Here is a 19,895-nt window from a genome sequence, read left to right as displayed (position 1 = left end):
GGATCGGCGGCGGTGGCGCTGTAGCCGGTCGCGGTGCCGTTCTCCGCCACGCTGGCCGTCGTGCCGCTGGAGAAGGCCGGGTTCTCGTCGACGGCCGTGACGGTGATGGCGACCGACTGGGCGGTGCTGGTGTTGGTGCCGTCGCTGGCGGTGACCTCGATGTCGTAGACGTTGTTGCCACCGCTATCGGCCGGGGTCTCGAAGTCGGGGGCAGACTTGAAGGTCACCGCGCCGGTATTGGCGTCGATGTCGAACAGCGCCGCATCGGCCCCGCCTGAGATCGCGTAGGTCAGGCTCGCCCCGGCATCCGGGTCGGAGCCGGTCGCGGTGTAGACCGTGCCGCTGGCGTTCTCCGCCACGCTGGCCGTGCCGCCGGAGGTGACGCTCGGCGTGTCGTTGATCGAGGTGGAGACGACGGTCGTCGTCGCACTGCTGGCGGTCGTGGTGCCGTCATTCACCGTGATGGTGAAGGTGGTCGTCTCGGTCGATCCGGGGGCGACGCGGTTCTCGGCGGGATCGAAGACCAGTTGGCGGATCGCCGCCTGGGCGCTCGCCGGGTCGGTCGCCGTCAGGCCATAGACCCCGGCGGAGGTTTCCGTGAACCCGGAGGCGGTCAGCGAGGCGGCGGTGAAGGCGCCCTTGCCCGCGGTGTCGAACTGAATGCTGACACTGACGGTGTCGCCGTCCGCATCCGCCAGGGTGACGGCGGAGAACGGCGTGATCGTCGCCGTGTCGTCGACCGTCTGGCCGGCGGCGGCGCCGCCGATGGCCGGCGCGGTGTTGGCCGATCCGAGCGTGATATAGGTGTTGCCGCCGCTCTCGGTGACCGAGGCGATGCCCAGCGCGGACAGGTCGCCACCGGTCGCGAAGGTGGTCTCCACCGCGCCGAAATCGGTCGCGTCGGTGTCGACCTCGATGTTCGAGCCGTTGATCCGCACATTCGCGGCGGTCAGCCCGGTGACGCCGGTCAGCTCGATTGTCTGGCCGCTGGCCAGCTCGGGGATCGAGAAGCTGCCGTTGCCGCTGAGGGCGAAGTTCTCGAAGCCGCTGACCGTGGCGCCGGACAGGTTCGCCCCGGCGCTCATCACAAGCGTGTCGTCCCCGGCCCCACCGGCGAGGGAGCCGGTCACCTCGTAGGTTCCCACATTGACGGTGTCGGCGCCGGTCCCGCCGGTGACGCTCTGGCCGGCGGTCCCCAGGGTGAAGGCGTTGCCGCCGTCCGCCAGGGTATAGGCCTCGACCGTGGCGCTGCCGGTGACGGTCCCGGCATCGGCGAGGACGACCGTGTCGCTTCCCGTGCTGCCCTGGAGATTCGCGGCAGAGAGATCGTTGTGCTGCGCCACCGTCATGGTGACCGAGCCGGAGAAGCTCAGGCTTCCGGCGGTGGTCGCCGCGCCGCCGTTCACCCCGCTGATGTCGGCGCCGTCCGTGGCGGTTATTTTGTCGCCGGAGTCCAGAACGTAGGTCCCGGTCGCCGTCAGCCCGCCGACCTGGACCGTATCGTTATGGCCCTCGCTGGTGACATTGGTCGCCGCCTGGACGTTCAACGTCACGGCGTGACTGCCGATGTCGTCCGTCAGCACGTAGGTCTCGACCTCGGCATGGGCGGCTACCGGGGTCGAATTGCCGACGACCAGGGAGACGGTGTTGGTACCCGGCGCCGAGTTGACCAAGTCATGGTATGAATCGAACATAGTAACGCTGGCGCCGTCGCCGAGCGTCAGGTTCTCGATGTTGTTTATCATGCCGGTCTGGGCGGCCGACACCAGACTGATGGTTCCGTTCAACACCAAGGTGTCGTTCCCGGCCCCGCCGTCGATTTTCGCAGGCTGTTCGGGTGACAGGTCTGAGAGAACGAACGTGTTGTCGCCACTGCTGCCCGTGACCTTCTGACTCGCGAAACCAAGCGTGAAGGTGCCGCTATAATTTTCCGAAAGAACGTAGGCCTCGATGACGGACGAACCGGTCACCGCCTCGGTGCCGGCACCGAGCGTGATGGTCTGCTGGATGGCCGCACCGGGCCTCAGCCCGGCATCTCCAATGGTGAAGGCGTTGTGCTGTGCGGCGCTGACCGTCGCGGAAGCGACGGCCGCAAAGGGGTTGGAGTTCTTGACCAGGAGCGTCTCGAAGGACGTCACGGTGGCGCCGCTGATATCCACGCCGCCATCGAGCTGTAGCGTGTCGGTGCCGCCGCCGCCGTCGATGGTGGAGCCGGAAATGAAGGTGGGGTCCGCGATGTACAGCGTGTCGTCGCCGTCGGCGAAGACCGAGCCGCTGGTGAGGTTGGTCCCGTCGGTGGTGTCGAAGCCGGCGCCGGTCACCGTGTCGGACACCAGGACATGGGGATAGCTTTCGAGGCGTCGCGGGTCGAACGGCAGGAAGGCGGCATCGAAGCTCTGCCACCCGGCACCGGGGCCGAGCTGTTCGGACGCACCCTCCACCCGGGCGCCCAATGCGTGGGACAGCGTATCGACGAAGGTCGCCCCCACCTCACCGACGCAGACCGAGCAGGCGTACAGCCCGATGGCCGCCTCGTCGGACAGCGCTGCGCGGATCACCGTCAGCAGATCTTGCGACGCCCGCAGGGTCTCGGTGTCGACCATCCGGCCGGCGAGCCGCAGCGCACCCGGCGCGCCGTGACAGAGGATATGCAGCGCGTCGATCCCCCGAGCACCGGCGAGCGCCACCGCGATCTGGCGCATCGGGTCGCGATGGCGCTTCAGCCGGACGATTGTCACCGGGCGGACGAGGCCATCCAGCAGGATGCGCGGATCGCGAATGTCGGGATCGAGGAACAGGAATTCGCGGGCCTGGGCAGGCACGGCGGCCCGGTCGCCCGATCGCCGGGGCTCGGCGGTCCCGTGATCCCGCACGAGCGGACCGCGGAACGAGAGCGCTGCGTCGCCGGTCATGCGGCCCGGACCTCCGCGCCACGCCTGTCGCCGGCAAGGCGGACCGATACCGGGTCGCTTCCGGAGCGTTTGTCCAAAGACGTCATGTCCAGGCCTCCCCCGCGAGAACCGCATCGGGGAGGACCTGGTACGCTCGACATGACCGACTCCCGGTCCACCCCCGGGAGAACCTTGCCGCCTTCGGCGCAAATCAACTTTTCAGGGAGTCCCAGAAATCTTTCGATTGCGTCCCAATCGCGTCGAAATCCGCGCAACGGGAATCGCCGGGCCGGATCGTTTCGATCTGCCCCGGTCGTGCTCTATCTTATTGCCTTTGAACAAAGTCGCCGACCATATCGGCTCTAGGACGATCCGAGCTGACGGCTCCACAGACGCATCTGTTCGGGGATGCTCAGCCCGGTGCCGTCGGGCGGACGCCATGCCGTGCCATCTTGCGTGAACTGGTCGCCGGCCGCCTCGCGAACCTCGCTCGGCGACATGCCGAAGTGGCTGCGGAACAGAACGCTCAGGTGGCTCGGGTTGCTGAAGCCGTAATCGAGCGCGATGTCGAAGATCCGGCGCGTCCGGTTGCGCGGCTCGCTGAGCGCGCGGAAGCAGGCCATCAGCCGCCGTCTCTGGATGTATCCCCGCACCCCGCCCAGCTCCTCGAACATCCGGAACAGCGACGTTCGGGACAGGCCGAATTCGGCGCAGAGGCTGTCGGCGCCGAGGTCGAAATCGCCGAGCCGCTGGTCGATATGCCGCTGCACGGCCATCAGAACCCCGCGGCTGGCCTCGGCCGAGGAGGTGTCCTCCTTCGACAGCAGCGATGCCATGAGGCCGATCGCGGCGTCGGTCAACACGGGCGCATCCGCCCTCGACGCGTCCGGCAGATGCCGACGCAGCGAGATCAGGAAGTCGGCGAATACCTTGCCGGCCGCCGCACCCGGCGCAAACAGCGGGCCGCGCACATCCCGCAGAACCGGCAAGTGCTCCTCGATCACCTCCGGCGGGACGACCAGGGTCAGGATGTGGCTGTCGGTGAGAACCGCGTCCAGCTCAAAGCACATGTTCGCGGCGACAATGCCGTTCGGGACGGTCCTGTACTCCCGCCCACCATGCAGGGAGGCGCCGCCGCCGGTGATGAACGCCTGGACCAGCACATGGCCGACGTCGTTGCGGCGGATCCACCCGGCATCGCGGCGCGACCGCTGGTGAATCATGCGGGTCTCCGCGAACAGCAACCGCCCCATGTGATACTGATGGATGAACGGCAGCTCGGGCATCCGGGAGACGTCGCGCAAGGGTGTCGAGTCGACATACGGCTCCACCGCCTGCCGCAGGCGCGCGAAGTGCTCCACTGGCGTTACTTCGCCCGGCACAATCGAGAACCTAGGAATTCCCTGGTCAGCCATAGAACCTTCGGTGTGATTTGACCCGGCGGTTCCAGATGTCACGCCGGATGGCCTATCAGCAACTCCGACGCGCGATGCTGTCGTCGCATGCGGACATTTCACGGCAGCTCATTCTGAAGATCATGAATGAGATTTCCACTATGAACTCCCGCGCCTGGACAGGATTTTACGAAACTTGCCCCAAAAGAATAATAGGTAAAGTCACCGAGCCGTGGAACCGGTCAACCCGGGTGCCATGCTCACAGGCTGCCATGGGCAGCGCCCCGCGCTCTGCGCCGGCGGCAAGGATTGGAGGGCGGCGAGCCTGCGTCAGGTCAAACGGCTGTCCGGCACTCCGGCCCGAATCGGCGGCGCGCATCGATGACGCGCATCGACGGCAGTGGCGCGGAAGAGCGGCCGGTCGGGATCCTGGGCCGAGCTTAGAAACCTAGGAGAAGCGGCCCGGCGAGAGGGCGTCGACGACCCCCGTGGCGAGGCTCGTCGGGCCGCCGAGGATCAGTTCCGACGTCAGCGTCGACAGGGCCGGCGCGGTCTGGACGCCGTAGCCGCCCTGCCCCGCCAGCCAGAAGAACCCGTCGGCGGCCGGGTCCATGCCGACCACCGGGCTTCGGTCGGGAGCGAAGGTCCGCAGCCCCGCCCAACTGGTCTCCACCCGGGTGACCGTGTAGTCGACGGCGCGCTCGAACCGGTCCAGACCTTCGGCCAGCACCATGTCGTCGGCCCAGGCGTCATGCGGTTCCACCGGGTCCTCGTCGGCCGGGCTGACCAGCAGCTTGCCGGCCTCCGGCTTGGCGTACCAGGCCTCGGTCGCCGGGGCGAAGAGCGGCCAGCGGGAGATGTCATGCGCCTCCGGAGCGGGCAGGATCGCGGCCGAGCGGCGCAGCGGGGCGAGCGGAACCTCGGTGGCGCCGGCCATCTGCCCTATGACACCCGCCCAGGCGCCGGCGGCGTTGATGACGATGGCGGAGGAATAGGTCCCGCGATCGGAGGTGACGGTCCAGTGGCCGGACTCGCGGCGGATCTCGCGCACCGTCACGTCGGTCTCCACGACACCGCCGCGCCGGCGCAGCAGCCGGGCATAGCCAGACAGCATCCGGTCCACGTCGATGTCCTGGGCGTCCCATTCGATCGCCGCCTTGACGATCGCCTCGGCCCGCAGGATCGGCACCAGTTCCTGGGCCTGTCGGCCGGTCAGGATCTCCATGCCGGTCGATCCCTCGACATAGGCTGTCAGATCCGCCAGTTCCTCCTCGCCCGCCACCAGCATCTCGCCGCGTGGGCTGAGCAGGCTCGCGTCGCTGACATGCTCGGGCGCTTCCAGGAACGGGGCCGAGGCCAGGTTCAGCGCCCGCAGGGTCGCGTTGCCGTAGTTGCGGATCAGGATCGCCGCCGAGCGGCCGGTGGCGTGGTAGCCGATCCGGGACTCGCCCTCCAGAACCAGGACGGAGAGGTCGCGGGCCAGGCAGGCGCCGGCGGTGATGCCGGCGATCCCTCCGCCAACGATGATGACATCGGCCGTGGTCATGAGACGATCCACTTGGGTCGGTGAGAGGGCGTCAGCCCGGCAGTGCCGCGCAGTCCTGCGACCGGAACGCGATCTTGACCGCGCTGCCTTCCGGGAACGGACGTTCGTTGATCATGTTGATCGCCTGGAAGGACCGGTCGCCGGCCCGCACGAAATAGCGCACGGTCTGGCCCTGGTAGTCGACGGTCTCCACCGTCGCGTCGGCGGCGATCATCCCGGTGATGTCGGCGCGCGCGTCCATCAGGGTCAGCTTCTCCGCCCGCAGCACCAGCTTGGCCGGTCCGTCGGAAATGCCGGCCGCCTTGTCCTGCGGCACCGGTACCGTGCCGAACAGCGGAACCTCCAGCGTTGCCGTCTCCGCCCCGCGCTCCCGGCAAACGCCGTCCAGGATGTTGGAGGCGCCGAGGAAGTTGGCGACGAACTCGCTGCGCGGCCGGTTGTAGACCTCCTCCGGCGTGCCGACCTGCTCGATCCGCCCGCCGCTCATCACCACGATGCGGTCGGACATGGCCAGCGCCTCGGACTGGTCGTGGGTGACGAAGACGGTGGTCACGCCGATCTGGTGCTGGATGCGCTTCAGCTCCACGCGCATGTCCTCGCGCAGATTGGCGTCCAGGGCCGACAGCGGCTCGTCGAGCAGAAGCACGTCAGGCTCGATGACGATGGCGCGGGCCAGCGCGATGCGCTGCTGCTGGCCGCCGGACAGCTCCTTGGGATAGCGCCCGCCCACATGGGGGAGCTGGACCAGGTTCAGGGCCTCCTCGACCCGGCGGGCGATCTCGTCCTTCGAGACATTCCGGTACTTCAGGCCGAAGGCGACGTTGTCGGCCACCGTCTTGTGCGGGAACAGCGCGTAGTTCTGGAACACGATGCCCAGGTTGCGCTTGTGGATCGGGACGTCGTTGACCCGCTTGCCGCCGATCAGGATCTCGCCCTCGCTCGGGTCGAGCAGGCCGGCGATCATCCGCAGGGTCGTCGTCTTGCCGCAGCCCGACGGGCCGAGCAGGGTGACGAAATCCCCCTCCTGGATCTCCAGGTCGGACGGATGGACGGCGGTGTAGCTGCCGAACCGCTTGACGATGTTCTTGAGGACTACCGAGCTCACCTGGACACTCCCGCCCGTTCACTGGATGCGTGAGGCCCCCTCCGGCAGCTACCGGAGGGGGCTGTCGTCTTAGTAGCCCTTCTGGACCCGGCCGAAGGTCTTGGACCAGTCGGCCTCGTTGCTGTTCCAGTACTGCGGATCGGCGAAGGTCAGGCCGGCGAGCTTGCCGGTCGGATCGAAGGCCGGCAGGGTCGGGATCTTGTCGCCGAGATCGACCTTCTGCGGATCCAGCGCCGGCGGGTAGTTCTGGCCCTCGGCCACGGCGATCGAGGTCTCCGGCGCCAGCATGAAGTTCAGCAGCTCCTCGCAGGGCTCCATCGGCGAGCCCTTGATGACGAACAGGCATTCCTGCCAGCCGTAGCCGTTCGGCGGGTCCATGTAGCCGATGTCGTGGCCCTGCTCCTGCAGCGCGTAGATCCGGCCGGACCAGCCCTCGGTGACGTAGATCTCCTCCTCGGCCAGCAGGCTCATCAGCTCCGCGCCCGAGCCCCAGTACTTCAGGGACAGGTCGCGATGGGCGCGGATGGCGTCCCAGATCGCGTCCATGTCGCTCGCGTTGTTCGGGTCCTGGCCGGTCTGCAGGGCGCCGAACCAGATCCGCGTGCGCCAGTCGCCCCAGCCGGAGATCTTGTCCTTCAGGCGCTCGTCGATGAGGATCTTGGCCCCCTTCTCCTTCATCTCGTCGTCGGAGATGTGCTTGCGGTTATAGGCGATGCCCGTGGTGCCGTAGTCGTAGGGCACGCAGGACAGCTTGCCGTCGGTCACCGCCCGGAACACGTCGACCAGCTTGGGGATGACGTATTTCAGGTTCGGGATGTTGGCCTCGTTCAGCTCCGAGGACAGGCCGAGATTGTGGTAGCGGGCATAGTCGAACACGCCGGACAGATGGGCGATGTTGTACTCGCCGGTCTGACTGGCCTTCACGCGGGACAGATACTCGTCGCCGCCGCCGAAGGTGCCGTCGACCACTTCGATGCCGGTCTGCTTGGTGTAGGGATCGAAGGCGTACTCGCGGAACGCCTCGGAGACCACGCCGCCCCAGCCGTCGAACCGGACCTGGCTGACATTGGCGGCAAGGGCATGCCGGGCGAACGGCGTGTGGACGCCGTAGGCGAGACCGGCGGCGCCGATCAGTCCGAGGAAGCCGCGACGATCCAGGTCGCCGTTCATGTAGCGCTCGCGCAGCCGCTCCAGGCGGGTGGTGGTGTCCATCTTGTCGGTCATGAAGCTCTCCTGTTTGCGTCTTGGTGTTCCAAAATCGGTGTCAGCCCCCGCTGCGTTGGGCGAGGCGCCGGGCCACCGCCACTCCCAGCAGCGGCAGGCCGACGGTCATGACGATCATCACCGTGCCGAGCGCGTTGATCTCCGGAGAGATCGAGTTGCGGAGCATGGCGAAGATCTGGGTGGGGATCGTCTCAACCCCACCGGGCTTCCAGAACAGGGTGCCGGTGATGTCGTCGAAGCTGATGGTGAAGGCGAACAGGGCGCCCGCCAGCACCGCCGGCAGCATCAGCGGCAGGGTGATCTGGAAGAAGGTCTGGACCGGGTTGGCGCCCAGGCTCAGGGCGGCTTCCTCGACCTCGCGCTTGATGCCGACCAGACGGGCCTGCACCACGAGAATCACGAAGGGCAGCGTGAAGATGACGTGGCCGAAGAGCAGCAGCGCGAAGCTCTTGTGGATGCCGAGGAAGTTGAGGAACAGCAGCAGCGCCACCGCCAGCACCACCTCGGGCACCAGGATCGGCGCGATCAGCAGGGTGGAGATCGCGTTGGCGCCCGGCACCCGGTAGCGCACCAGGGCGAGACTGGCGAGCACGCCCAGCGTGGTGGAGATGATCGAGGTCAGCAGGCCGAGCACGATGGAGGTCTCGAACGCCCGCAGGATCGCCTCGTTCTCCGCCAGTTCGACGAACCAGCGGAACGACAGGCCGGTCATCGGGAAGCTGCCGAACTGGCTGGCGTTGAAGCTCAGCAGCACCACCACCGCCACCGGCAGGAACATGAAGACATAGACCAGCAGCGCCCAGCCGCGGATCAGGTGCCACCCCAGGCCGCTCGCGCTCCGCATCACCCGAGCCCCTTCATGAGCTGGGCCATGCCCAGGTAGCGGTTGTAGATCGCCACCAGCAGGCCGAGCACGGCCAACAGCATCAGGCTGAGAGCCGAGCCCAGTGGCCAGTTGAGCTGGGTGATGATGGCCTCGAAGACCAGGTTGGCGAACATGGCGTCGCTCGGCCCGCCCAGGACCAGCGGCGTGATGTAGGTGCCCGCGCCGAGCACGAAGCAGAGCAGCCCGCCAGCGGCGAGGCCGGGCAGCGACAGCGGCAGGGTGACCTGCAGGAACGCCTCCCACCGGTTGGCGCCGAGCGAGGTCGCCGCCTCCTCCAGCGTCTGATCGATGCCGTCGAGGCTGACATAGACGTTGAGGATCATGAACGGCAGCAGGAAGTGGACCAGGCCGAGGATCACCGTCGGCTCGTTGTAGAGCATCTGGATCGGCTCGGAGATCAGACCGGTCCACATCAGCGCGGTGTTGAGCGCGCCGGACACCCCGAGGATGTTGATCCAGCTCATCGTGCGGATGATGTAGCTGATCCAGAACGGCAGCATGAGCAGCAGCAGCAGGATCGCCTTGTTGCCGCGCGACCGGGCGATGAAATACGCCGCTGGATAGCCCATCAGCGCGCAGACCAGGGTGGTGATCGCCGCGATCCGCAGGGTCGAGAGCAGGATGTCGCGGTAGAACCGGTCGGTGAGCGCTTCCTGCCAGTTGTCGAGGAAGAAGCCGACCTGATCGGCGCCAGAGGCCGTCCGCAGCCAGAAGCTGTAGACCACGATGAAGATCAGCGGCACGAACAGCAGCAGCCCGACCGCGGTCAGGGCCGGCGACAGAAGGATCCAGGGCTGGCGGGCTTCGCGCGCTTCAACCGACATGCGTCAGCCTTCGTTGCTGTGAGCACGGAAACTTCGTTGCTGTGAGCACGGAAAGCTTGCGAAGTCCTTAACCATAGTTCAAATAGATATGATGTATTCTGATTATCGATGAAATCTATGCTCGACATCGACAGGCACCATCAACCGGAGCGGATCGCCCGCGAGCTCGACTGGAACCTGCTGCGCACCTTCGTGGTGCTGGCGGAGAGCCGGTCGGTGACCGAGGCCGCCCAACGGCTCAGCCTGAAGCAGCCGTCCGTCTCCACCGCCCTGAAGAAGCTGGAGGACCGGCTCGGACGCCGGCTGATCGACCGGTCGCCCGGACATTACGCCCTGACCGACGCGGGGCAGCTGCTCTATCAGGCGGCGCTGGAGATCCACGGCTCGGTGCTGCGGCTGTCGACCCTGATGCGCGAGATCACCGACGAGATCCGCGGCCATGTCACGATCGCCGTGGCGAGCCATGTGGTCTGTCCGCTGTTCGACCGGGTGCTGGCCGAGTTCCACCGGGCCAATCCGGGGGTCAGCCTGTCGATGGATGTGCTGTCCAGCGCCGACGCCGTCGCCGAGGTGATGGCCAAGCGCGCCTCCTTCGCGATCTGCCTGGTGCGCGAGCCGAATCCGCAGCTCGAATACGAACAGCTCTACCGCGAGTTCTTCGGGCTGTTCTGCGGGCCGTATCACAGCCTGTTCGGCCGCACCGACCTGACCCTGGCCGATCTCGCCGGCCACAACACGGTCAGCTTCGAGACCGACCGGCTGCACGACGCCCTGAAGCCGGTCACGCTGATGCGGGCCCAGGCCGAGCTCGGCCAGCGGATCACCGGCATGTCGAGCAACCTGGAGGAGGTCACGCGGATGATCTACACCGGCATCGGCATCGGCCCGCTGCCGGTGCACGTGGCCGCCCGCGACGTGGCCGACGGGCGGCTGTGGCAGGTGCCGCCCTACGATCCGCTGCCGGCGATCGACGTCTATCTGGTCTGGAACCGGAAGACGGCGAAGAACCGGGCGGAGGAGATGCTGCTCGCCGCCCTGCGCGACGCCATCGCCACGACGCCGCTCGAGGACCGCACCTACCGGTAGGCCGGTGCCGCCATGCTGGAGACTTACGCCGCCAGCGCCGCGTCGATGATGCCCTGCGCCATGGCCTTGGCGGTCTTCGCGGCGTCGGGGATGCCGCGGACCTGGGCGGTGACGATGGCGCCTTCCTTCAGCAGGGCGAGCTGTTCCGCCAGGGCGTGGGGATCGCGGGCGCCCGCGTCGGCGCAGAGCTTCGCCAGGTAGTCGACGATCAGCCGCTTGTGCTCGCAGGACGACCGGTGGGCCGGGTGGTCGGCATCGGCGAACTCGCCGGCGGCGTTGATGAAGACGCAGCCGGAAAAGCCCATCCCCTTGAAGGCGCGCCCCTCGAACCACTCCTCCAGCGCGTCGAACATGGCGAGCAGCCGCTCACGCGGATCGGCGGAGGCCCGCTCCATCTCGCCCATCAACCAGTTGCGGAACTGCTCGTCACGCCGGTGCAGCGCCGCCAGGATCAGCTCGTCCTTCGAGCGGAAGTGCTTGTAGAGGGTCATCTTCGCCACCCCGGCCTCGGCCAGGACCTTGTCGATCCCGGTGGCGTGGAAACCCTGGGCATAGAACAGGCGCAGGGCGGTATCGACGAGCTCGTCGCGGCGGGACTTCACGGGAATCGCTCCTTGTCTCGGGCGTCTATCAACTATGCAGACCGGTCTGTATATAATTCACATCGACGTGATGGGAAGCGGAATCGGAAAAATTTGCAGATGCCTGAGAAAATCGGGCCTTGATAATAGACAGACCTGTCTGTATATACTCGATCACCGCAACGGCGCATCGGCGCCCATCAAGGAGATCCGACATGACCCGTATCCCGCTTCCCGCCTCGATCGACGACGCCCCCGCCGCCTCCCAGCCGCTGCTGGAAGGGGTGAAGAAGATGCTCGGCAGCGTTCCGAACCTGTTCCGCCTGACCGCCAACAGCCCGGCGGCGCTGGAGGGCTATCTCGGCCTGAACGGTGCGCTGGCCAAGGGCGCGCTGAAGCCGCAGACGCGCGAGCGGATCGCCCTGGCCGTGGCCCAGATCAACGGCTGCGACTACTGCCTGTCGGCCCACACCTATCTGGGCAAGAACCTGGCCAAGCTGGACGACGCCGAGATCGCGGCGAACCGGGCCGGCGCCTCCAACGATCCGACCGCCGACGCCGCCGTCCGCTTCGCGGTGAAGCTGGTGCAGCAGCGCGGCAAGGTGAGCGAGTCCGATGTCTCCGCGGTCCGGTTGGCCGGCTACGGCGATGCCGAGATCGTCGAGATCGTCGCCCATGTCGCGCTGAACACGCTGACCAACTACGTCAACGAGGCGTTCGGCACGCCGATCGACTTCCCCGCGGTCCGCGCGAGCGCCGCCTGATCCCCGGACATGCCGCGGGCCGCCCCTCCCCCCGCGCCCGCGGCATGCCTTCCCGCCCGACAAGACAAGGACCGGCGAAACAAGGAGACGACCGATGAGCCGACCACCCCTACCGCCCTTCGACGCGGAGACCGCCGCGCTCAAGGTGCGCAAGGCCGAGGACGCCTGGAACGGGCGGTCGCCCGAGCAGGTATCGCTGGCCTACACCCCCGACAGCCAGTGGCGAAACCGTGCGGAGATCTTCAGCGGACGCGACCGGATCGTCGCGTTCCTGTCCCGGAAATGGGCCCGCGAGCACGACTATCGGCTGATCAAGGAGCTCTGGGCCTACACCGGCGACCGCATCGCCGTCCGCTTCGCCTACGAGTACCACGACGACAGCGGGTCCTGGTTCCGCGCCTATGGCAACGAGAACTGGGAGTTCGCGTCCGACGGCCTGATGCGGCGGCGTCTCGCCTCGATCAACGACCTCCCGATCGCTGAAGATCAGCGGCTGTTCCACTGGCCCCGGGGCCCGCGCCCGCAGGATCACCCCGGCCTCTCCGCCCTCGGCCTGTAGCGGGCGTCTCGGGCGGGGGCCGCTGCGTCAGATCACGTCGAACATGGAGAGGTTCAGGTCGTCGGGGGCAATGCCGACGAACCTCACAACGGCGCCTTGGCCGAAATCAATCTCGCTCTCGCCGGCCTCGTTGACCGTCGCCCCGGCAAGCAGGGTCGCCAGCCTGTCCAGCGTCACCGGCACGGCCACCACGTCGCCCTCGGCGGCCGAGAAATCGGCGACAATGTCGATGCCGTCCTCGCCGACCTGGAAACGGTCCGCCCCGGCGCCGCCGGACAGGACGGCATTGCCCTTGCCGGCGACCAGCGTGTCGTTCCCCAGGTTGCCGAACAGGACGTCGGCGCCGGCGTCCGGCGCGCTCGAACCGGCATACAGAACGTCGTCATCCTGGCCGCCGTAGAGCGTGTCCGCCCCGAGATTGCCGTAGAGCGTGTCGGTGCCGAGATTGCCGTAGACGATGTCGGGATGCTGGCCGCCGAACGCGACATCCGCCTCCTGCCCGCCATAGAGCGAGTCCAGCCCCTGGTTGCCGTAGAGGACATCGCGTCCCTGGTTTCCATAGACCACGTCCTCGTTGACGCCGCCCAGCACCGTGTCGGCCTCGGCGCCGCCGAAGACGATGTCGTTGCCGCCGTCCCCCTGCAGGAAATCCGTCCCGGCGCCGGAGCCGACGATGTCGTTCCCGCCGCCACCGGCCAGGGTGTCGTCGCCGATCCCCAGCGAGATGTACTGGGCCGCGTCGTCGCCCACCACGTAGTTGTCTCCGTCCCCGCCGACGATCGAGGCGCTGCCGATCACCGAGACGAACTCGATATTGTCGAGCTGCACGACGCTGCCGCTCGGCAGCGACGAGACGTCGAGCACGAAGGCTTCCGCCTGGGAGCCCGCGCCGGATGGGGTGGTGCCCGAAATGACGAAGGGATCCGCCGGCGCCGTGCCTCCGGCCGACGGCACGATGGTGCGGATGTCGAGCTTGGTGCTGCCGGACAGCATGTCGAGATAGCCTCGCGCGCTGTCCAGCACCGGGTCCGGGCCCAGCGGCCCGCGGGCCTCGATCGCCGTCAGCAGGGTGGAGAGCGCCGAACTGCCGCTCACGGCGGCGGCCGGGCCGGACGCGGTCAGGGAGGTGCCGCCCGGCAGGCTCGCCGTCACGGTGTTGCCGTTGTTGCCGGTGTTCTCGACGATGGCGGCCGAGCCCGTCGTCTGGCCGTTGTTGGTCAGCACGCGGCTCGGGTCGCCCGTTCCCGCCTGGGCCGGATTGTCGTCGACCGACAGGCCCGAGCCCCCGCCGCCGCCGGACGATCCGCCGGAGGGAGCCGGGGCGGTGTAGGTGACGCTCCGGTAACCGGTCTCGGGCGTGACCGTGAAGCTTGCGCCCGACGCCAGGCCGGTCGCGGTGATCGTCACATCGGCACTGCCGTTGCCGTCGGTATCGAAGGATAGGGTATCGCCGTTCCGCGAGATCCCCGCGGCGGTCAGACCGGACGCGCCGATCAGGGCCAGGCTATCGCCTGTCCCCCAGTCCGCCACCGTGTCGCCGTCGCCGATCACGAACCAGTCCGCGCCGGCCCCGCCCGACAGGGTGTCGGAGCCGGCGCCACCGGTCAGGGTGTCGTTCCCCGCGCCGCCGGAGAGCAGGTCCGCGCCGCCGCCGCCGCCGATATCGTCGGCTCCCGAGCCGCCCGCCACGGTATCGCTGCCGCTGCCGCCACACAGCTCGTCGCCGCCGGCGCCCCCGACGACCCGGTCGTCGCCGGCCTCGCCGCAGAGCACGTCGGAGGCGGCCCCACCGCTCAGCACGTCGTTGCCGTCACCGCCCGAGAGCGAGTCCTCCCCCGCCTCGCCCAGCAGGGTATCCGCACCGTCGCCCCCCGTCAGGAAGTCCGTGCCGGTGCCGCCCATGAGCCGGTCGTCGCCGGCCTGGCCCGAGAGATCGTCGTCGCCGCTGCCGCCGCTCAGCACGTCGTTGTCGGCGCCGCCGCTCAACACGTCGTTGCCGGCGCCGCCATAGACCAGGTCCGCGCCGGCACCGGCGGTCAGCCAATCTTCGCCGCCGGCCCCGCTGATCGTGTCGCCGCCGGCGCCGCCGGTGACGGTGTCGCCCTTGGAGCCGCCGCGCAGCAGATCCGCGCCGGACTTCCCGCCGATGGTCACGGCGAACCCGGTCGGCGCGATCAGCGTCGCGGCATCGGCGTCGAAGGCGGCCAGAGTGACGCTGGCGGTGCCGGCCGTCAGGCCGCTGACGTCGAGGTTGCTGAGGTCCAGGCTCGTGCCGCTTCGGACATAGAAGCCGAAGCTTCCGCCGCCGACCAGGGCGGTGGTGGTGCCGCCGAAGGTATCGGCGAAGACCGCCGTGGCGCCGTTGGAGACCGAGATCACCTCGAACCCGGTGATGGCGCCCGCATCGCTGAAGTCACCGTAGTTCGTGACCCGGATCATGTCGGTCCCGGCGCCGCCGTCCAGGGTGTCGTCGTCCGCCGCCTCGTTGCCGTAGGTCACCGTGTCGTTGCCGGCGCCGCCGCTCAGCCTGTCGCCGCCGACATTGCCGGACAGCAGATCGTTGCCGGCACCGCCGATCAGGGTGTCGGTCTGATCGGAGCCGATCAGGGTGAAACTGCCGTCGCTCTCCGCCGAGCCGTCCCAGGAGAGGGTCGCCGCACTGGCGGAGGCATCGACGGTCAGGCTCTGGCCGGCGGCCACCGTCCCGTCATGGGTGGTGATGTTCTGCGCGCCGGCGGTGACGGTCACCGTCTCGACATTGGTCAGCGTCGAGGCCCCGAAGGTAACTGTCTGCACCGCCGACAGGGTCAGCGTGTCGGATCCGGCCAGGCCGTTGATCGTGTCCGTGGCGTTGAGGCTGCCGGCCTGCGACCCGGTGACCGTATCGTTCCCGGTGGACAGGGTCGGCGCGTCGGCGCCCGTGGTCAGCGTGAAGGCTACCATCGAGCCGCCCCCTGACGGATATCAGGATGGTGGCCCTTCCCGCGGCCGACGACCGCGCCAAGCCATGGCCCGGCGCCGCGGAGCGGCCAATTCTCCCAGGTCTGTTTCGACATTGTCCGGTCTGATCGTTATCGGGTCTCCGGACAAAATTGCCCGCATCCGGAGCCCGGCGCCGTACCGGACGTTTCGGATTTGCGACCGTGCGTCTGTTTTTTGCAGAAGGACGGGCAAGAGCGGGGCTCTGGGCGGGCGGTTCGCTCAGACCGACAGATGATGCAGCCAGCGCTCGTAGCGGCGATCGACATTGTCGAGGTCGCCGATGGCGTCGCCGTAGACATACGGCGTGCGGCGAATGTCCCGGGGCGCCACGCCGTAGCGCGAGCGGAACGCCCGACTGAAGGCTGCATCGCTCGAATAGCCGGCGTCCAACGCGATGTCGTAGATCGGTCGATGGCGTTCCCGGCTGTCGCTCAGGGCGAGCAGCGCGCGGCGCAGGCGGCGGTCGCGGATATAGGCGACGACCCCGCCGAAGGGATCGAAGAGCCGGTAGAGTTTCGATCGCGACACCCCGACACGGCCGGCGATCCAATCGGCGGAGAGCGCCGGTTCCGCCAGGTGCGTCTCGATGAAACGCCGGATCACGGTAAGTTGCGCCATGGCCACCCCGGCGGCCTGGGACGGGGCCTCCTCGTCCACGACCGTGTTGAGGCACGCCGCCGCCAGTCCGACAGTCGCCGGGGCGATCTCCACCGCCTGCTGAAGGCTCATCTGATCGGCCAGGTTCTTGAGCGAGACCATGTGGTCGCGCAGCAGGGTGACGATCGGCTCCTCGCCGCTCAGCACCCGCATATGCTGGTCGTTGGGCGATTGAAGCGCCCCATCGAGCATCTCGCGCGGGATGATGAGGGAGAGGTTCCGAAACTCCGACGATCTGGATTCGAGCGGTTGCGCGAGGTCGACGATGAGCAGGCCGCGCTCCGGCAGAGTCTGGTCGCCGAGCCCCCCGCCCCACTGCAGCTGGCCGCGCTCGTAGGCCTGGATCATGTAATGGTCCATGCCGTCGCGCGCCATGATGGCCGAGGTGCGTCGCCAGACGTGCTCGTGGCTTTCGGTCCGCGCGAGCATGAGGGGCCCGAACATGTTGGCGTCGACAAGGGCGTGGAAATCCTGCCCCCTCGCCTCCTTGTCCGCATCCGCTTGAAAAATGCACGAGATGCTGTCGCGCCAGACGTCATACCGCTCCGGGCGGGCCACCATGTCCACGTCGAATACGGTGTTGGGGACCCGCTGAACGCCTGTTCCGCCGTCGGTGACTGGATGCCTCTGCAACTGATGCTCCTGCGTCGTTCCCCGCCCCGAGGAATACGCAGACGCTGGTCCGGGACTTCGTGGTTGGGACCGGCGCCCCATTCTTGTTTTTACTAGATAAGAACGTCGTCGGACGGTAGTCCGCCGCCCACCGTGAATACAACCCTACGAGCGCCGTCCGCGATCAAACTGCACGGAACGGCACAGAATCGGGGACGTCCGGCAAAGCCCTGCGCATGTGCCCCGGCCATCGCCCCGATCGGGTTTTTGACGGATCAGACTAAATCGGGCGGTCTTGAGCGCTCCGACACCTGGCGTTTCGCGCAGGTAGAGGCGCCGGACCGGGGGAGCCGGTGCCGCGCGAATGGCAAAAATGTGGCAGCGCCGGTTGACACCCGGCGGATCAGACTAAAGTGTTAGCCATTGGCGGCGGTCGGGCGCTGTCATGTCTTCCGGGGGCCATCCGTGGCCTCGGAGGCTGCTCAGGCCCCTCGCACGTAAATGCGGCGGCCGCCATGCGCCATCGGTCCAACAGCGGCCGTATCCGGCGCCCCGACGATTCCAACGGTCTCTGCTTGGATGCTTGAGATGTCGGCGCGATTCAGCGCCCCGGACTCCATCGGGCTTTCAGGCATCGGCCGGAACTGAGTGCAGGAGAATTTACATGAGGAAGTTGGCAATCGGTCTCGCGGCTGGTGCATTCATGGTGCCCGCCGCGGCGAACGCCGACTGCGGCGAGGTCTCAATAACCGAGATGAACTGGGCTTCGGCCTCGGTTGTGACCAGCGTCTCGAAGTTCATCATGGAGCAGGGCTATGGCTGTGAGGTCACGGTCGTGCCGTCCGACACCGTGCCCGCGGTGACCTCGGTCGCCGAGAACGGCGAGCCGGACATCGTCACCGAGCTCTGGCTGAACTCCACCGGCGATGCCTATGCGCGCCTGGAGGACCAGGGCAAGATCGAGCGGGTCGCCAAAGTCCTGTCGCCGGGTGGCGTCGAGGGCTGGTGGATCCCGACCTACCTCGCCGAGGAATATCCCGAGCTGAAGACCATCGAGGGGATCATGAAGAATCCCGAGCTGGTCGGCGGACGCTTCAACAACTGCCCGAGCGGCTGGGGCTGCCGGGTGGTGAGCGATAACCTGGTCCGCGCCCTCGACCTGGAATCCTCCGGTATCGAGGTGTTCAACCACGGCTCCGGCGAGACGCTGGCCACCTCGATGGCCGCGGCCTATGAGAACGAGGAGCCCTGGTTCGGCTACTACTGGGGCCCGACGGTTCCGCTCGGCAAGTACGAGATGACCCGCGTCGACCTCGGCGAGTACAAGAAGGACATCCACGCGGCGAACCAGAATCAGGATACCGCCGATCCGGGCGTGTCGGATTTCCCGGCGGCTCCGGTCCTGACCTCGGTGACGTCCAGCTTCAAGGAGCGTGAGCCCGAGATCGCCGAGCTGATGAGCAACATCAGCTTCAAGACCGCCACCATGAGCGCGCTTCTGGCGTGGATGGACGAGAACAACGCCTCCGCCGAAGAGGCCGCCGTCCACTACCTGACGACCAACAAGGACACCTGGTCGTCCTGGCTCAATGACGACGCCCGCGAGAAGCTTGCCTCGGTTCTGAGCGCTAGCTGATACGCCGATCCTACGAGCGGGGTCGCGCATGGCGCGGCCCCGCTTTTCTTTTTGTTATCAAGGTCCGACGCCGCGTGAGTGGCGGGAAAGGCATTTTTCGTGGCCACCTATGACGGCATATTCGAAGCCCTGGGGCTTGAGGACTGGTGCGGTTCCTCGGCCAGCTCCGCCCCGATGTCCATGTCCGATCTGGTCGCGCAGAGTTCCGGCGACGGCGGGGGCGAACAGCAGGTCTCGCTATGGGATACGCCGTTCCCCTCCCTCGACGCCCTGAACGACGCCTGCGCGGCCATGCCCCAGTCGCGCGACGTGACCAAGGGTCTGGAACAGGGGTTTCTCAGCATCAAGGACAGCCTGAAGGTCGTCCTCGACCCGGTGACCCAGCCGCTGAGCTGGATGCTCGACGGCGCGCTCTACGGCATGCTGGCCACGCCATGGTGGATCGTCATTCCGGCCCTTCTGCTTGTCGTCTGGCTGGTCTCGCGGTCGGCCGCCCTGGTCACCTTCGTCGGCGTCAGCCTCGCCGGCCTCGCCTTCATCGACCAGTACGACTACGCCATGCAGACGCTGTCGATCATCTTCGTCTGCGCCTTCCTGTGCGTCCTGATCGGAGTGCCGATCGGCATCCTGATGTCGCGCAGCGATTCCATGCGGCGGATGACCACGCCGGTGCTGGACATGCTCCAGACCCTGCCGCCCTTCGTCTATCTGATCCCGCTGATCTTCCTGTTCAGCGTCACCGAATCCAAGCTGTTCGGCATCGCCATCATCCTCTACGCGATCGTACCGGTGATCCGGCTGACCGATCTCGGCATCCGTCTGGTCGACAAGGACGTGATCGAGGCGGCCGACGCCTTCGGCATGTCCCAGCGCCAGAAACTCTTCGGTGTCCAGATCCCCCTCGCCCTGCCGACCATCATGGCCGGCGTGAACCAGACCATCATGATGTCGCTGGCGATGGTGGTGATCGCGTCGCTGGTCTCCGCCCCCGGCCTCGGCGTTCTTGTGCTGCGCGGAATCCGCAACCTCGAGCTCGGTGTCGGCCTCGTCGCCGGCCTCGGGATCGTGCTGCTGGCGGTGATCCTCGACCGGGTCACCAAGGCGGCGCTCCAGCGCATCAACTCCGTCCAGCAGCATTGAGGGGACCC

General features: G+C 67.5%; 15 protein-coding genes. 5 read left to right on the top strand and 10 right to left on the bottom strand.

Annotation, left to right across the window (positions count from 1 at the left end; translation table 11 throughout):
* The 7 genes from BLS34_RS13565 to BLS34_RS13535 form a co-directional block, all read right to left on the bottom strand.
* The coding region (locus BLS34_RS13565; RefSeq protein WP_175474225.1) for a DUF4347 domain-containing protein at positions 1-2,912 on the bottom strand (2,912 nt) is incomplete at its 3' end.
* Between the two features lie 341 nt (positions 2,913-3,253).
* Entirely contained in the window at positions 3,254-4,252 is a 999-nt protein-coding gene (locus BLS34_RS13560) for a helix-turn-helix domain-containing protein (RefSeq protein ID WP_051244549.1), read from the bottom strand.
* A gap of 481 nt (positions 4,253-4,733) precedes the next feature.
* Entirely contained in the window at positions 4,734-5,831 is a 1,098-nt protein-coding gene (locus BLS34_RS13555; RefSeq protein WP_093151034.1) for an NAD(P)/FAD-dependent oxidoreductase, read from the bottom strand.
* 31 nt (positions 5,832-5,862) lie between these two features.
* Entirely contained in the window at positions 5,863-6,936 is a 1,074-nt protein-coding gene (locus BLS34_RS13550; RefSeq protein ID WP_093151033.1) for an ABC transporter ATP-binding protein, read from the bottom strand.
* Positions 6,937-7,005: 69 nt separating this feature from the next.
* Positions 7,006-8,160: an extracellular solute-binding protein gene (locus tag BLS34_RS13545; protein WP_245565592.1), complete on the bottom strand. Its 1,155-nt coding sequence runs from the start codon at positions 8,158-8,160 to the stop codon at positions 7,006-7,008.
* A 40-nt stretch (positions 8,161-8,200) separates the two neighbouring features.
* Complete coding sequence (locus BLS34_RS13540; RefSeq protein WP_211228886.1) at positions 8,201-9,004, bottom strand: ABC transporter permease; 804 nt, start codon at positions 9,002-9,004, stop codon at positions 8,201-8,203.
* Entirely contained in the window at positions 9,004-9,870 is an 867-nt protein-coding gene (locus BLS34_RS13535) for an ABC transporter permease (protein ID WP_028794192.1), read from the bottom strand. The genes BLS34_RS13540 and BLS34_RS13535 overlap by 1 nt, the downstream gene beginning before the upstream one ends.
* 117 nt (positions 9,871-9,987) lie before the next feature.
* Here BLS34_RS13535 and BLS34_RS13530 point away from each other — a divergent pair, with 117 nt between their 5' ends.
* Entirely contained in the window at positions 9,988-10,956 is a 969-nt protein-coding gene (locus BLS34_RS13530; protein WP_028794191.1) for a LysR family transcriptional regulator, read from the top strand.
* A gap of 23 nt (positions 10,957-10,979) precedes the next feature.
* Here BLS34_RS13530 and BLS34_RS13525 read toward each other — a convergent pair whose 3' ends face one another.
* On the bottom strand, positions 10,980-11,558 hold the full coding sequence (locus tag BLS34_RS13525; protein WP_028794190.1) for a TetR/AcrR family transcriptional regulator: 579 nt from the start codon (positions 11,556-11,558) through the stop codon (positions 10,980-10,982).
* A 194-nt stretch (positions 11,559-11,752) separates the two neighbouring features.
* On the opposite strand from BLS34_RS13525, the gene BLS34_RS13520 reads away from it, so the two are divergent.
* Both BLS34_RS13520 and BLS34_RS13515 read left to right on the top strand, forming a co-directional pair.
* On the top strand, positions 11,753-12,301 hold the full coding sequence (locus BLS34_RS13520; protein ID WP_093151029.1) for a carboxymuconolactone decarboxylase family protein: 549 nt from the start codon (positions 11,753-11,755) through the stop codon (positions 12,299-12,301).
* A 94-nt stretch (positions 12,302-12,395) separates the two neighbouring features.
* On the top strand, positions 12,396-12,860 hold the full coding sequence (locus BLS34_RS13515; protein ID WP_093151028.1) for a nuclear transport factor 2 family protein: 465 nt from the start codon (positions 12,396-12,398) through the stop codon (positions 12,858-12,860).
* Positions 12,861-12,887: 27 nt separating this feature from the next.
* Here the strand turns inward: BLS34_RS13515 and BLS34_RS13510 are convergent, their stop codons facing one another.
* Positions 12,888-15,803 (bottom strand): beta strand repeat-containing protein, encoded by a 2,916-nt coding sequence (locus tag BLS34_RS13510; RefSeq protein WP_093151026.1) that lies wholly within the window; start codon positions 15,801-15,803, stop codon positions 12,888-12,890.
* Positions 15,804-16,061: 258 nt separating this feature from the next.
* A complete protein-coding gene (locus BLS34_RS13505; protein ID WP_175474224.1) occupies positions 16,062-17,132 on the bottom strand; it encodes a helix-turn-helix domain-containing protein in 1,071 nt (356 codons plus the stop codon).
* Between the two features lie 643 nt (positions 17,133-17,775).
* On the opposite strand from BLS34_RS13505, the gene BLS34_RS13500 reads away from it, so the two are divergent.
* Positions 17,776-18,747, top strand: a complete 972-nt coding sequence (locus BLS34_RS13500) for an ABC transporter substrate-binding protein (protein WP_093151022.1) — start codon at positions 17,776-17,778, stop codon at positions 18,745-18,747.
* Positions 18,748-18,846: 99 nt separating this feature from the next.
* Positions 18,847-19,887, top strand: a complete 1,041-nt coding sequence (locus BLS34_RS13495; protein WP_093151020.1) for an ABC transporter permease — start codon at positions 18,847-18,849, stop codon at positions 19,885-19,887.
* Positions 19,888-19,895 lie beyond the last annotated feature (8 nt).

Origin of the sequence: Thalassobaculum litoreum DSM 18839, from assembly GCF_900102465.1 — a bacterium.
Classification (GTDB): domain Bacteria; phylum Pseudomonadota; class Alphaproteobacteria; order Thalassobaculales; family Thalassobaculaceae; genus Thalassobaculum; species Thalassobaculum litoreum.
The sequence above is the reverse complement of the archived record's forward strand: the minus strand, read 5'-3'. Positions and strand labels throughout refer to the sequence as shown.

Bases quoted from the DNA above. Each gene is read 5' to 3' on its own strand.
- BLS34_RS13545 (WP_245565592.1), bottom strand. From the start codon at position 8,160: ATGACCGACAAGATGGACACCACCACCCGCCTGGAGCGGCTGCGCGAG.
- BLS34_RS13530 (WP_028794191.1), top strand. From the start codon at position 9,988: ATGCTCGACATCGACAGGCACCATCAACCGGAGCGGATCGCCCGCGAG.
- BLS34_RS13515 (WP_093151028.1), top strand. From the start codon at position 12,396: ATGAGCCGACCACCCCTACCGCCCTTCGACGCGGAGACCGCCGCGCTC.
- BLS34_RS13520 (WP_093151029.1), top strand. From the start codon at position 11,753: ATGACCCGTATCCCGCTTCCCGCCTCGATCGACGACGCCCCCGCCGCC.
- BLS34_RS13500 (WP_093151022.1), top strand. From the start codon at position 17,776: ATGAGGAAGTTGGCAATCGGTCTCGCGGCTGGTGCATTCATGGTGCCC.
- BLS34_RS13535 (WP_028794192.1), bottom strand. From the start codon at position 9,870: ATGTCGGTTGAAGCGCGCGAAGCCCGCCAGCCCTGGATCCTTCTGTCG.
- BLS34_RS13540 (WP_211228886.1), bottom strand. From the start codon at position 9,004: ATGCGGAGCGCGAGCGGCCTGGGGTGGCACCTGATCCGCGGCTGGGCG.
- BLS34_RS13510 (WP_093151026.1), bottom strand. From the start codon at position 15,803: ATGGTAGCCTTCACGCTGACCACGGGCGCCGACGCGCCGACCCTGTCC.
- BLS34_RS13555 (WP_093151034.1), bottom strand. From the start codon at position 5,831: ATGACCACGGCCGATGTCATCATCGTTGGCGGAGGGATCGCCGGCATC.